We start from the raw sequence: 13,280 nt of genomic DNA on the forward strand, positions 1-13,280 counted from the left end.
ACTTTGCCTCAGACCGCTACCGCCGACCGGTCGGATGATCGTGGAACAGCTGGTCGGATGTTGCTGGAATAAGCGGTCGGATACGGTGGAATACGCAGACAGGGCGGCCACGATAAAAGAACAAGGGTGCAAAGCGCGCCCCTGTCTTTGAATCGATGCGAGTTGGCTGTGGTGGCCGCACAGCCTCCCAAGCCCTCACAAGGCTGCCAACGACCTCATCCACCGGCTTGGTGAACGTCGAACCGGTCTTGTTGACGGGAACGTCGAGCAGACAGGTTCGAGCCTGGTCCGCCTCAGCTCCGTCATCGTGTTCGTCTGGTGACGTCTGCCAACGAATGCATCCGACTGGCAGACGCAAAATCTCGTTGCGGCGCAGTCCTGTGAACAACCAGACCACGGCCAGAGCCTTGACCAGGGCGATCGGGTAGAAGGTGCAGCTTCCGTCAGCATGAGGACGAAAGGCTTGCGGAAGATCGTCCTCCTCAAGATTGAGGCCTGCCCAGATCAGCTTGGCCCAGACATCATCGGCGATAATGCGTGGATCGGGACCGATCAGCGCCCGGATCGAGCGGGGTGTCGCCAGTGCCCGAGTGGGTTGCAGACGGACCGTTGCCCATCCCCATTCATGGCAGTCGGAAAGGAACGTGCGCATGGCCCGGAGCATCGCCTCCTTTGAGGCAGGCGCAAACGGTTCGCCCACCCGATCCTTGTTCGGGCCAACCGGGGTCGACCATCCGCCGATCGTGGCCCGATCAACTGCGGCAACAAACGCGGCAGCGACCTCGCGATCCCAGTCTGCAGGTCCACACACATCCGGCCTCTCCCGTGCGAGCCAGCGGCCGGCCTGAAGCAAGCGGTTGACTGTGCCTGCGCGGCTCGAAGGCTGAAGCGTCGACGTCGCGAACCAGCGATCACACCACTGGAACCATTCGGCTGACACGCCTTGGGTCGCGTGCCGGTGGTCAAGCCGCTTCAATCGCCAAGTCTGGCGTTCACGCCCAAGCGCCTCGCCAATAAGGCCACGTCGCACAAGGGCGTAGGAAAGGATCACGAGGCCACGCCGGGTGATCTTTGCCTCCGCCTCATGGAACAGGCGCATCAACGTCTCACGGCGCAGATCTTCGAGGCGTGGGCTGCGGTGCGCCAGCATCGCGCGGGCAAGTGCCGCTCGCAACCCGGTGACATTGCCCTTCTTGGTGTACCCCCAGCGTTGGAGATTGGCCTCCATCTCGGCGATGACCGGATTGACGATGTCGGCGCCGAACACCTTTTCCGCCAAGGCATGGAAGGCCAGACGTCCAAGCAGGTCGAGGCGGTCGAAGGCACAGAGCAGAAAGGCCACGGCAATCAATTGCTGCCGCGCGTTTGCCGTGACACCATGCTGATCGACATAGGCGTAGTAATCGCTGCCGAGCATCTCGGTCCACTGATCGTGGGTAAAAGCCCAGAACGAACAGTTGTGGCGATGCATCGCCTGGATCAAAAGGCAGATGACGGTGGTCCGCACCGTGTTGTTGCGCTTCTCGGTGGTTGTCGCGCCGAGATGGTCCAGCGTGTCGTGCAGCGGCAGAAGCAAGCGGGCGAGCGCGGGACGTGCCGTCTTGTGCCATCCACGGCCCCCGGCCGCGAAGCGTGTCACCAATCGGCTGATATGCTCTTGTTCCTTGGAGGACAGGTCCGGCGCCCGATCGTAAGACGACGGATCAACCGGCCACCTCCAAGGGGGCGTTGGTGGTATGGCGTCGGCGCTAGTCTTCATTGTGCGGCTCCCAGACATGCGCCGATCTCGATCATGCGCCGGCCATGTGCACAGGTGGCGCGGGCGAGCTTCGCCGAGAGGTCGCGACCACTGAGATGGATGTAGAGCAGGGTCGTGCTGGTGTTCCGGTGGCCGGCAAATTCGGCAATCTCGTGCAACTCCCAACCAGCGCGGGCCAAGTCGGTCAGGCACAGGTGCCGAAACGTATGAGTTGCAAGGCGGGGAAGATCTGCATGCCGCGCCAAGACCTGAACGACCTTTGACCAAGTCCAGACGGTTATGGGGACGCCGCGATTGCGGCGGGATTGAGAGATGAAAAGCGCCCCGCGGTCTCGCGTCAGTTTCCGCCGTTCATGGAGATAGGCTTCAAGGAGCATGCCAGTGGGCACGGAGTAGGGGACCAGGCGGGCACGACGCCCCTTTGTCGTCTCTGCACGGACATGCACCAGCCGGCGGGCAGGATCGAGATCACCGGTGGCAATCGAGCAGAGTTCTTCACGCCGCAGGCCCGCGTCATAAGCCAGTGCCAGCATGAGGCGGTTCCGAGGCGAGTTGGTTGCGGCGATGGTCAAGATGTGGTGCCACTCGTCTTCGTCCGGTATCCACGGCAAAAAGCTATAGCTCGGCAGAAGCGCATGCGAAGCCGGACCCCACATTGCGGTACGTGCCGTCGCTGTGTAACGCCCACGACCGACAGGGTTATGCGAGCGGACACCTTCTTCGATCAGGTAATCATAATATAGCCTTACGGCTGTGAGCCGCTGCCGGATTGTCGCGTTGGCGAGACCGCTTGGCGAGGTCTCCAATGCGACAGAGGCATGTGCCTGCTTGGGACGGTCCGTCATCGATCGGACATAAAGCGATAAGTGCTCTCGGGTAGCGTCGCAGACCGCAATTTGTCTTTGCCTGCAGAAGCTGAGGTAGTCGGCAAAGGCGTGCCGATAGGCCAGGACTGTGTTCCGAGCACGGCCAAGGTTCTCTTGGATCAAAAGCCAGCGCTCGACGCCCTCGTCCATCGCTACGCCTATCGTTTGGATGTGCTATTTTACCCCAAAAGCACCCTTACTCAGATTCCTTATAATCGTCAGACCGGGCCACCGCACATCCGTCATTGTTCGAGAGAACAATCACGGGGATGCCGTGCAGCTTCGTGTCGAAAAGCCGTTCGCAGGACACATAGAAGTTGTTGCAGTCAATCAGGGCTATTGGCTTGTCGGACGCCTCAAGCATCGCCCTATTCGACGGGCAGGCGGCGCACCACGCCCGCCACCACGCCCCATATCTCGGTGGTCTCGGTCACGGGGATAGTCTGGTAGTCGTCGCTGCGCGCGCGCGGGTCCAGGAACCATTGGCCGTCCCGCTTGGCGAGCTTCTTCACGGTGATCTGTCCATCGACCAGGGCCAGGACAATGCGCCCGCTGCGCCGCCGCCCGGCGCGGTCCACCGCGATCAGATCCCCGTCAAGGATACCCTCGGCCTCCAGGCTGTCGCCCGAGACACGCCACCAGAAGGTCGCGTGTTCATGGCGGACAACCCACTTGAAAGGATCAACCGTGTCCTCAAGATCATCAGCCGCAGGCGAGGGAAAACCGGCTGGCACCTGGATGGCGGCCAGCGGCATGTCGCGGTCGATCAGCGTGACGCTGAGAGGATGAAGATCAAGTGACATGGCCCAGAACAATCCGTGAACAGTGGCCATAGTTCCGATACGCCCCTGATCGTCAAGGACTACGGCTCACGACAGGGGCAGAAAGCTGGGGACAGGATGCCGATCCGGCACAAGCTGACCGCTGAAGCATGGCTTTGACTGGATCTTCCAGCCGGCGGCAAAGCACTCAGGAACATGAAAACAAGGTCGTCCAACGCATCTGGACAGACCTTGCGATGCAGCGGATGCGGATAAACTGATCCGCCCTATCTTTGTCCGAAGCTGCGTATCGTTGACTGGATGACATCCGCCCTGCTGGGTAATAGAGTATCCTCGAAGGATCGCTGCAGATGGTGGTGTGCCTCTGTTACCTCTTAGGGCGGACATGAGTTCATATCTTGAAATTGCGGAAAAAGTCCTAGCCAGTAAGCGGCGTCCAATGGGGCCTCACGCTATCTTGCGAGAAGCTTACCTTCTCGACTTGATGCCATCGCACCTGCATGGTGAAACGCAACACAAAACGCTGCAGGCTCGACTCAGCGAAGATATCCTTCACAGCAAGGATAGAAGTCGTTTTGTTAGAACAGAGCCAGGCAAGTTTTTCCTTCGCTCTCTGCTCTCAGATGAAAGTATTCCTGCCGAATTCCGTAAGACTATCAGAGCAAAACGCCGCAAGCGCGAATTAACGCCTGATCCAGTACTGTGCATTTCAAAGGAAAGCCTTCACAGGCTGAGGGTTCAAGGTGCTCAGGCTAGATGGGCTGCTATTTCAGGCATGCACCAGAGTGGCGAGCTTTCGTATTTTGGTTTCAAAGATCGTCCTGAGGGTCATGTTCCTCTATGGTGCTTTGTAATGTTGGTTCGAGAAGAAAGCGTTCTTTCCTATCGTGTCGGTAGGTATCGAATACAGAACGAGGATTTGACATCCAAGCGGACCGTCGGCTTCACTTCTCTCGTGACAGAAGACCAACAAACTTTATTCAATCACGAAAACCTTGGCATCATAGAGGCAGGTATAACCGCTTTATCCATAGACCTTGATTTTCCGTTGGATGTAGAGGTCTTGAAATCTGAGACTTCTTCCTCTGCTTCTGTTATTGAGGTCTCATCTGACAATGATATTGAAGCAGCCCTGCTGGTCATTGAAACGGGGTGTCCTTCTTGGTTCGAGCCAACAACCCGCCGTCTGTCGATGAACGACATGAAGTGGATACCTTTTCGGGTGCCTCCGAACCATCTGGATGATTTTGATCCTTGGACGCAGGCGGTCGTACGCCAAAGGTTTGCGTGTGATCAGTAAGGTTCATGTTTCATCGCTTCATTGATGATCTTTACGCCGAGTATCTCCTTGGTCAGATAGGCGGTGCTGATCCTGAACGTGCAAAGCGTGCTTTACAAGAAGTCTGCCTTCTGTATGCGCGCGGACTGCACTTCAAGCCTTTGTACTGCGGCTCTCTTGAAGTGGCCGCTGTAGGCCAACTAGAAGCCAATCGGTTCGAGCCTAAAGTGAGAAGATGGTGTCTCAATGTGCTTGCGCTAATCGGAACGCCAGAGCGAAGCCTGGATGCAATCCAGCGGGTCATTGAGCTACACCCCAATGACCCAGATACAATGGCTTCAGCCTTAACGGCTTATTTCAAGGTATTTCCAGACGCCTATCGAGATCTTTCTAAGCGTAGTTATGTCAGCCCTCAACAAATAGCCTTGGCAGCACATATTGGAAATTTTGGCATTCGCATCCGGTCCGATCGTACGACCATCGACATTGACAACGAAGCGGCACCTGTTCTTCGCAGTGCGTTGGTAGCTGTTGGGCTGCGCCGCGCACCTGATAATCTTTTTGATCCGCGGTTCGAAAACGGAGACCTTGTGCGGCAACTGTCAAAGCATGACGACATGGAAGTCATTCAATATGCTGTCTGGGCAATCAATGAGCACCCGGAGCTTGGTATTGACCACCTAGGCTTCGATGTGGCCGATGTAGAAAGATACCCAGCCAATATCCGTGGGTGGACGTATAGACTTTATGGCGAGGCAGATATCGATAATGGCGTCAAGCATGAGGTAGTTGCCGAGGGCTCTCAGGATTTCGACTCAGAAGTGCGAATGAACCTTGCTCGTGGGTTGAGGAACACATGGTATGACGGACTCGAAACTTTGACTTCGCCATGGTGGCACAATGAAAGTAAAGATGAAATCCGCGAGGAAATACTCGACCACATGGTGAGGCACGCAGGAGAATGTTCCGAGTACAGTCGGCTCGCAAAGGAGCAATTTGAAGTGTCGTCACCCTCCGGCCCTCTTGCCAAGCGAATGCTGGCGGCAGCCGCCGGCACTGCGATGTATGCTGAATTTAAACGATTGGAAATCAAAGGAAGCGGGGATCTTTTCGACTTCTCCCCACAAAACCAAGGAGGCCCTACGCACGTGACCAATAACACTATCAACATTGGAAGTATTCAAAGTGGAGCCGTGTCTATAACGGGAGATGCGACCCAACATGGGGAGGCCAACAATTCCTTAACGGGGAACCAGACTGTCCAGCTCAAAGCGGCACTGTCAGACCTTGCTAAAGAACTTGGCACATTGCCATATCAAACCCAAGAGCTGAAGGACGTCACTAAACTGGTCGTGGATGCCGCTGTTGACTTGGAGCCTTCAAAGCTCACTAAGGTCAAACAGGCACTTACAGGTCTTTTCTCAGGAACATCAAAGCTGGCGAAGTTTGGCGGAGATGCTGCCCAAATCGCTGCTTCTGTTGAGAAGGTTATAGGAATGCTTCCTCCTATGTAGGGGGAACAGACCACTCTCTGATGTCACCTGTAAATAGATCACGTGCGGTAATGATTTTGCCGCTCGCGTTTCGCCACTCCTGATCTAACCGGACATTTTGCGGAAGCTGAACAGGTTTCTTTTCATTAGTGGTCTGAAGAATTTCAAAAAGTCGCTCACCGTCTATAAGATCAACTTCAAGCTTAGCTTTTGCTTCTTTAGCGAATCTTGGAATCGCACGTGCAGGTTTTGTAAAGCGTGATGCTGTTGTTACATAAATTCCGCTGTCCGCGCCGGACAAAACCATAGCTCCAACAAAATTACGCACTTCCTCGACAGGTTCCACGTTTGATGTAATGCGGCGCTTCACCTGCACTGCACGTTTGACTGCGCCATCACTTCCAATGGTTAGATATAGATCGATACCGCCATCTGCTGCATTTGCGTTAGCCGTTGTTCGTATTACCTCTCCGCCATGATGCTCTTTAAGCACGGATGCGACCAGATCCTCTGCTTGCTGAGCGGAGATCAACTTTCGATCTTCCCATCGTCGTAATAGGTGCTTTTGGAGCGCCTCAATAGGAAGAGTGGTCTTTCCTATCTCTATTTCCGTCTGTAGAGCGTGAGTAAGTTCCCAGTTGGTTGAACGTTTATCTTCTTGGTCGTGTGACATATAGTCTTGGCGATAGTGCCACCACCCACAGGCTGGGCAAATTTCTAGGTGCAACCACCGAATCTGGCTAAATCCTGGACCGAGTTTTTTTGTTGGTAAATCATGCTCGAACGTTAGAAGCTGAATGTTACAGCACGGGCATTTTCCTGCACGTAGTGCTTTGGCGAAAAACACAGAGCCTGAATCTAAGTAAACGTGATCGTAGTTTTCAAGCCCTGTGTGAAGAAGGCGTTTGTGGCCGATTGTCACGCTTTAACTCTTATCTTTGTAATAATTATTACCTGAGCCTGTATTTTGAGGCTCACTGATAGGAAACATATCTTCGCCGTAATGATGGAGCTTGACGTGGTGGCTGCGGCAGAGCCATCGCACGTTCAGGGGTTCATCGTATCGATCGTGATGGGCATCGACCTTGGCCGCGCCGCACACCTCGCAGCCCTGCTTTTCCAGTGCGCCAGACATAAGCGCCCGCTGAACCGCGAGATGGGCCTGGTACTTCGGCAGGTTGGTGCGGCGCCAGTTCGTCTGACGGGTCTCGCTTTTCAGGGCCGGGGGGCGTGGCGGCTTTGAATCATCTGTCATCACGCCGCCGTCGCCGCCTGCCGATCCAAGGTGCGATACACGGTCGGTCGCGAGATCGAAAACACCTCTGCCAGGTCACTGATGGAATACTCGCCGGTGTCATACATGCGCCGCAGCTCCTGCTGCTGGCGATCCGACAGCTTCGGCTTCTTGCCCCGCAGCTTGCCCTTGGCTCGGGCCACAGCCATGCCCTCACGGGTCCGCATCCGGATCAGGTCGGCCTCGAACTCGGCAAAGGTGGCCAGGATGTTGAAAAACAGCTTGCCCATTGGGTCGGTCGGATCATGGATCGAGCTGCCAAGTTGAAGCTTGATCCCGCGCGCGGCTAGGTTGTCGGCTATGTCGCGGGCGTCGGGGGCGGAGCGTGCCAGGCGGTCCAGCTTCGGGACCACCAACGTGTCACCCTCCCGCAAGGCTGCAAGTGCCTGATCAAGACCAGGACGGGCGCGGTTCGTGCCGGTAAAGCCGTGGTCGGTGTAGATGCGATCGGCGGCGACTCCGAAGCTGGCTAGGATGCCCTTCTGCGCGGCAAGATCCTGTTTGTCGGTAGAACAGCGGGCGTAGCCTATCAAAATCTGTATCATGTCCTGATCTGTAACAGTAGCCGCCCCTTCAATGCAAAAAATATCGGACCACTCATCTGAGATTTCGTCCCGCCAGCATTTGTTGGCCTTCAACTGGCCTGTTCAGGGGCAAGCTTGCCGTCCTCTCAACGATCCCCATTCGGACGCTCAATTCAGCAACTGGTGGGCCACTGATCAGCAGACGGATGCTTGCAATAGGCCCCCGCGGGCTGTCTACGCATTCCTGAACCGCTTTCAGTCTCAACGCGCATCATCGCCTTCGTAACGTTCAGGGCCTACTCACGGTGAGAGTGCTGCAGATTGCAGTGCGACGTTCTGAGACGTTGCTGCAGGATGAGCAGTTTGGGATGTACATGTCACCTCGGGAGCGAGAGCTTCCACTGCATGATAATGCGACAGAAACACCTGGCCTGTCAGATGGTGGAGGAAGTCGCTGCGTTCCAGGCGGTCCATGACGGGACCCTTGACCTCGGACAGGTGCAGCGCAATGCCCGCGTCCGACAAGCGATGCATGACCAATTCCAGGCTTTCGAGCGCGCTTGCGTCGATGCTGTTGACGGCGGCGCAGTTCAGGACCACGTGGCGCAACTGTGGGCGGGCGGCGACCTCGTGCTGGATGACATTCTCGATGGCGCGTGCATTGGCGAAGAACAGGCTTTCATCGATGCGCAGGCCCAGCACCTCGGGCGTGCAGATGACGCTGTGGCGCAGGACGTTGCGGAAGTGCTGCGTGCCGGGCACCTGGCCGATCACTGCCACATGCGGGTGCGAACTGGCCCACAGGTGGAGCAGGACAGAGACCGCAATGCCCGCCATGATTCCAGTTTCGACCCCATCCAGCAGTGTCACCCCAAGTGTGGCAGCAAGAGCCGAGAAGTCCGCGCGGGAGTATTTCCACGTTCGCCGCAGGGCACCGAAGTCGGCCAGGCTCAGCACGGCCACGATGATGGTGGCTGCCAGGACAGCGATGGGCAGGTGATAAAGAAGCGGCGTCAGGAACAGCGAGGCAAGGGCGATGCCGATGGCGGTGAAGGCCCCGGCGGCAGGGGTCTGTGCGCCCGCGTCGAAATTGACAACCGACCGTGCAAAACCACCGGTGACGGGATAGCCTGAGGAAAGGGCCGCAGCGAGATTGGCCATGCCGAGGCCGATCAGTTCCTGGTCCGGGCTGATCGACTGGCGGCGTTTCGCGGCCAGCGTCTGCGCCACCGACACCGACTCCACAAAGCCGATCAGGGCAATCAGAAAAGCCGAGGGCAGCAGCGCGGTCCAAAGCGCCGGATCGATCACCGGCATCGACAGGGGCGGCAGCCCCTGTGGCACTTTCCCCACGACGGCAACCCCCGGTTCCAGCAGGATGACAGCGGCAATGGAAGCCGCAACCACCAGGACCGGCCCGGTGCGTGCAAGCAGGGCGGCCGCAGACAGAGGCACGCCCAGCCGGATCAGCATTGGCTTTAGAGAACGGCGCGACCAGAACAGGAAAGCCATCGCCAAAGCTCCGATCACCAGCGTGGGCCAATGGGTTGCAGGCAGGTTCTCGAATAGCGAGGCCAGCATCTCGGGCAGGGTGGCGCCCTCGGCCTTGATGCCTGCAATGTGCTTCAGCTGTCCGGTGGCGATCAGCAGGCTGGAGGCTGTGATAAAGCCCGAGATGACCGGGTGCGACAGCAGGTTCGCCACAAAGCCCAGTCGGAAGATGCCCATGCCGACCAGGATCAACCCCGACAGCAGCGCCAGAAGCAGAGCTGCCGCGACATATTCCGGGCTGCCGGGCACCGCCACGCCGGACGCGGCGGCGGCGGTCAGCAGCGATACGACCGCCACCGGACCCACCGACAGGGTGCGGCTGCTGCCGAACAGGGCATAGACCATCAGCGGCAGGATTGACGCATAAAGTCCGATCACCGGCGGCAGGCCGGCCAGCATCGCGTATGCCAGCGACTGCGGGATCAGCATGATCGTCACGATCACCGCCGCCACCGCGTCGCTGGTCAGGGCATGCCGGTCATAAGTGCGACCCCAGTGCAGGATCGGCAGATAGCGGCCCAGCCTGTCCATGGCTCAGGTCTCGACCGGAAGGCCTTTGGCCTTCCAGGCCTCGAACCCGCCCTCGATCACGCTGGCTTGGTAGCCCATGGCGCGCAGGGTGTCTGCCGCCAGGGTCGCCCGGGCGCCCGAGCCGCACAGGACATGGACGCAGCCGGTGTCGCGCAGGTCGGTCAATTGCGCTTCCGCCGTCTTCGCGGTGACGTCGGCACGGCTTTCCACCAGGCCGCGCGGAACATGCAGGGCGCCGGGAACGCGCCCGTGGGTCTCGAGTTCGCTCGGCTCACGCACATCAAGAACCAGAGCGGCCGAGCCGTCGCCCCGAGCCGCCTGCTCGGGCGGTACGGTTGCGACACGACTTTGCGCATCCGCCACAAGGTCCTTCATCGTCTTGGCCTTCTTCTGCGGTGCGGGAAAGCGGTTCACCGGGATCTTCAGGTAGCTGTTGCCGTCTGCCTCGGGTGAGGGCAGGCGCCCGCCGCGCAGGTTGATCTGCAGCGCGGCGAGGATCCGGTCAGGCAGGGCCAGGGTGGCATCGCGTTCGTTGCGCTTCCTGATCCAGTCCTCGCGCCGGGTGCCATCCTTCACGTGCTTGTTGCCCGCGCGATGCTGGGCCACGGTCGCCTCCCACTGAGGCTCGTCACGATCGTCGGTGCCATAGTCGTGGCCGACGAACAGGCGCGTGTCCTTTGGCAGGGCCAGGATCTCTTGGATCGAATCCCACAGCTGTTCGGTATCGCCGCCCGGAAAGTCGGCGCGCGAGGTGCCGACATCGGGCTGCATCAGCGTGTCATGGGTGAAGGCCGCGTCCCCGCAGACATAGGTGATCGAGCCCAACGTATGGCCGGGCGAGAGCATCACCCGCGCCTCCAGCTCACCGATGCGGAAGGTCTCGCCAGGGGCGAACAGGCGGTCGAAGTCGCGCGCCGGATCGAAAGCCTCGGGCAGGTTGTAGAGCCCGGCCCAGAGCCCTGCGATGTCATGGACCTTGTCGCCAATCGCCGTGGGTGCGCCGGTGCGCTCCTTCAGATGCGCCGAAGCCATCACATGGTCGGCATGGGGATGCGTGTCCAGCACCCATTCGACCGTCAGTCCGTTCTGCTGTACGACCTCCAGCACCTGATCCATGCTCTCGGTCGAGAAGCGGTAGTTCTTGGGGTCGAGGTTCCAGACCACGTCGATGAGCGCGGCCTTCTTCGTTGCAGGATCGGCGCAGATATACTGGATGGACCCGGTATCAGGCTCGTAGATGCCCCAGACATTGGGGCTGCCCGCGCCGGTCGAGGGCGAATGGCGGACCACCTTTTGCTTCAGTTTTGACTCACTCATGACGTTGCTCCTTTTCCTTGCAGTGAACCGCCTGCCTTGATCCGGGCGCCCAGCCACAGACCGGCCAGCATCGCGGGCAGAAAGATCAGCGTGCCCGGCGCCAGCAGGGGCAGGGCAGTGAAGGCCGGGCCGGGGCAGAAGCCGCCGATCCCCCAGCCGATCCCGAACAGCGCCGCCCCCACTAGCAGCGGCTTGTCGATGGCGCGGTTCTTCGGGATGTCGAAGGTCCGGTCCAGCACCGGCGCCTTGCGCCGCCAGACCAGACGGTAGCCCACGAAGGCGGTCAGGGTGGCCCCGACCATCACAAAGGCCAGGCTGGGGTCCCAGGTCCCGGCCAGGTCAAGGAAGTTGAGCACCTTGGCCGGGTTGGCCATGCCCGAGATCACCAGCCCCAGCCCGAAGACCAGACCCGACAGAAAGCCCCACCGCACCCGCATCACGCACCCCCCAGGATATGGCGCAGCACGAAAACGGTGGCAAAGCCCGCCGCCATGAACGTCACGACCGCCGCCAGCGACCGGCCCGAAAGCCGCGCCAGCCCGCAGACCCCGTGCCCCGAGGTGCAGCCCGAGCCGAGTGCCGTGCCCATGCCCACCAGAAGCCCCGCCACGGCCATGCCGGGCAGGTTCTCCGGCACCGTCTGCGCAACAGTCCCGCCAACAGCCATCACCGCCAGCGGCGCCAGAACCAGCCCCGCGAGGAAGGCCCATCGCCAGTCACGGTCCTTCGCCGCCCCGGGCAGCGCCAAGGCGCCCTGGGTGATGCCCGCGATCCCCGCGATGCGGCCGAAGAGCCCCATCACCATCACCGCGCTCAACCCGATCAGCATCCCGCCCAGCAAGGATGCCCAGGGCGTGAAGGCGGTTTCGATCCCAATCTCCATTGGTGTTCTCCTTCCTCAAAGCAGCTTGCCCCAGCCGCCGTTGTGGCTTATATATTATCCATGTCTAAATCAGTCAATGCTAATATAATGGATCTCCCTAAAGCGACCCGTGCCCTGCAGGAGCGCGCCGATCACGTGGCCGGGCGACTTGCGCTTGTCGCAAACGCCAAGCGCCTGCTGATCTTGTGCGAACTGACCAAGGGCGAACGCTCGGTCGGTGCGCTGCAGGAGGCCGTGGGCCTCAGCCAGTCGGCGCTGAGCCAGCACCTGGCCAAGCTGCGCGAGGCCCAGATGGTCGACACCCGCCGCGAAAGCCAGACCATCTTCTACCGCATCTCCGATCCGGACCTGGAAGTGCTCATGGCTGCGCTTTATGAAGCCTTCTGCAAGGATCTGTGATTCAGCGGGGCCTTTCGGCCCCGGCTGCGGGGCTGTCAGATGATCCGCACCTGAGTGCCGACTGGGCACAGGCCGAACAGTTCCTCGATCTTCTCGTTGTAAAGTCCGATGCAGCCGTCCGAGGACAGGCGCCCGATCTTGCGTGTGTCATGGGTGCCGTGGATCAGGTAGGCCGGCCAGGACAGATACATGGCGTGCGTGCCCAAAGGATTGTCCGGACCCGGGCCCACCGGGCGATAATGGGGAAAGCGTTCCATCATGGAGGCCGTAGGGGCCCAGCTCGGTCCCTCCTTCTTGCGCACGATCTCGGTGTAGCCGCGCTTGGTCAGTTCCTCGGAAATGGGCACCGAGGTCGGATAGGTCCGGTAGGTCTGTCCATCGCCCGACCAGAAATGCAGCGCGCGCGAGGTGGTGTCAGCGACAATCGCGCCCAGGCCCAGTTCCCCGAAGTGGTCCTGCCAGTGCTGCATGGCGAAGCTGCTCATGTTGCGGGCAGGCCCGGCTTGCGCCCGCACCAGGCTGGGGGCGGCAAGCCCTCCGAGAGCGATCAGGCCGAGGGTGCGGCGCGATATTTTGGTCATGGTCTGCTCCTTCTTGGGTGT

15 protein-coding genes and 1 pseudogene are annotated in these 13,280 nt (G+C 59.5%); 3 read left to right on the forward strand and 13 right to left on the reverse strand.

Going from position 1 to position 13,280, the window contains the following annotated elements; genetic code table 11:
- Window positions 1-16: 16 nt before the first annotated feature.
- From RAH32_RS15865 to RAH32_RS15875, 4 genes are all read right to left on the reverse strand, one after another.
- On the reverse strand, window positions 17-1,642 hold the full coding sequence (locus RAH32_RS15865) for a hypothetical protein (protein ID WP_306609137.1): 1,626 nt from the start codon (window positions 1,640-1,642) through the stop codon (window positions 17-19).
- Between the two features lie 113 nt (window positions 1,643-1,755).
- On the reverse strand, window positions 1,756-2,775 hold the full coding sequence (locus tag RAH32_RS15870; protein WP_306609139.1) for a tyrosine-type recombinase/integrase: 1,020 nt from the start codon (window positions 2,773-2,775) through the stop codon (window positions 1,756-1,758).
- A 46-nt stretch (window positions 2,776-2,821) separates the two neighbouring features.
- On the reverse strand, window positions 2,822-2,989 hold the full coding sequence (locus RAH32_RS21560; RefSeq protein WP_425589731.1) for a Y-family DNA polymerase: 168 nt from the start codon (window positions 2,987-2,989) through the stop codon (window positions 2,822-2,824).
- 4 nt (window positions 2,990-2,993) lie between these two features.
- On the reverse strand, window positions 2,994-3,428 hold the full coding sequence (locus RAH32_RS15875) for a LexA family protein (RefSeq protein ID WP_306609142.1): 435 nt from the start codon (window positions 3,426-3,428) through the stop codon (window positions 2,994-2,996).
- A 364-nt stretch (window positions 3,429-3,792) separates the two neighbouring features.
- Here RAH32_RS15875 and RAH32_RS15880 point away from each other — a divergent pair, with 364 nt between their 5' ends.
- A complete protein-coding gene (locus RAH32_RS15880) occupies window positions 3,793-4,707 on the forward strand; it encodes a winged helix-turn-helix domain-containing protein (RefSeq protein WP_306609144.1) in 915 nt (304 codons plus the stop codon).
- A 5-nt stretch (window positions 4,708-4,712) separates the two neighbouring features.
- Window positions 4,713-6,200, forward strand: coding sequence for a hypothetical protein (locus tag RAH32_RS15885; protein ID WP_306609145.1), 1,488 nt, complete (start codon window positions 4,713-4,715; stop codon window positions 6,198-6,200).
- On the opposite strand, the gene RAH32_RS15890 is transcribed toward RAH32_RS15885, so the two are convergent.
- The 8 genes and pseudogenes from RAH32_RS15890 to RAH32_RS15925 form a co-directional block, all read right to left on the reverse strand.
- On the reverse strand, window positions 6,193-7,101 hold the full coding sequence (locus tag RAH32_RS15890) for a restriction endonuclease (protein WP_306609147.1): 909 nt from the start codon (window positions 7,099-7,101) through the stop codon (window positions 6,193-6,195). The two genes, RAH32_RS15885 and RAH32_RS15890, sit on opposite strands and share 8 nt — an antisense overlap.
- Window positions 7,102-7,104: 3 nt before the next feature.
- A complete protein-coding gene (locus RAH32_RS15895; RefSeq protein ID WP_306609149.1) occupies window positions 7,105-7,434 on the reverse strand; it encodes a hypothetical protein in 330 nt (109 codons plus the stop codon).
- Complete coding sequence (locus tag RAH32_RS15900) at window positions 7,434-8,111, reverse strand: recombinase family protein (RefSeq protein WP_306609152.1); 678 nt, start codon at window positions 8,109-8,111, stop codon at window positions 7,434-7,436. Before RAH32_RS15900 ends, RAH32_RS15895 begins: the two co-directional genes overlap by 1 nt.
- 186 nt (window positions 8,112-8,297) lie before the next feature.
- Complete coding sequence (locus RAH32_RS15905; protein ID WP_103174137.1) at window positions 8,298-10,079, reverse strand: SulP family inorganic anion transporter; 1,782 nt, start codon at window positions 10,077-10,079, stop codon at window positions 8,298-8,300.
- Between the two features lie 3 nt (window positions 10,080-10,082).
- Complete coding sequence (locus RAH32_RS15910; RefSeq protein WP_239986113.1) at window positions 10,083-10,454, reverse strand: rhodanese-like domain-containing protein; 372 nt, start codon at window positions 10,452-10,454, stop codon at window positions 10,083-10,085.
- Between the two features lie 27 nt (window positions 10,455-10,481).
- Window positions 10,482-11,396, reverse strand: a pseudogene (locus tag RAH32_RS15915) (MBL fold metallo-hydrolase); the annotation flags it as partial.
- A complete protein-coding gene (locus RAH32_RS15920) occupies window positions 11,393-11,833 on the reverse strand; it encodes a DUF6691 family protein (RefSeq protein ID WP_306609155.1) in 441 nt (146 codons plus the stop codon). The pseudogene RAH32_RS15915 and the gene RAH32_RS15920, both read right to left, overlap by 4 nt.
- Window positions 11,833-12,279 carry a YeeE/YedE family protein gene (locus tag RAH32_RS15925; protein ID WP_103174134.1) on the reverse strand — a complete coding sequence of 149 codons (447 nt, stop codon included), beginning with the start codon at window positions 12,277-12,279 and terminating at the stop codon, window positions 11,833-11,835. The genes RAH32_RS15920 and RAH32_RS15925 overlap by 1 nt, the downstream gene beginning before the upstream one ends.
- 87 nt (window positions 12,280-12,366) lie before the next feature.
- On the opposite strand from RAH32_RS15925, the gene RAH32_RS15930 reads away from it, so the two are divergent.
- Window positions 12,367-12,678, forward strand: coding sequence for an ArsR/SmtB family transcription factor (locus tag RAH32_RS15930; RefSeq protein ID WP_103174133.1), 312 nt, complete (start codon window positions 12,367-12,369; stop codon window positions 12,676-12,678).
- A gap of 35 nt (window positions 12,679-12,713) precedes the next feature.
- On the opposite strand, the gene RAH32_RS15935 is transcribed toward RAH32_RS15930, so the two are convergent.
- A complete protein-coding gene (locus RAH32_RS15935; RefSeq protein WP_306609158.1) occupies window positions 12,714-13,259 on the reverse strand; it encodes a L,D-transpeptidase in 546 nt (181 codons plus the stop codon).
- Between the last annotated feature and the right edge of the window lie 21 nt (window positions 13,260-13,280).

Origin of the sequence: Paracoccus yibinensis, assembly GCF_030846195.1 — a bacterium.
GTDB lineage: Bacteria > Pseudomonadota > Alphaproteobacteria > Rhodobacterales > Rhodobacteraceae > Paracoccus > Paracoccus yibinensis.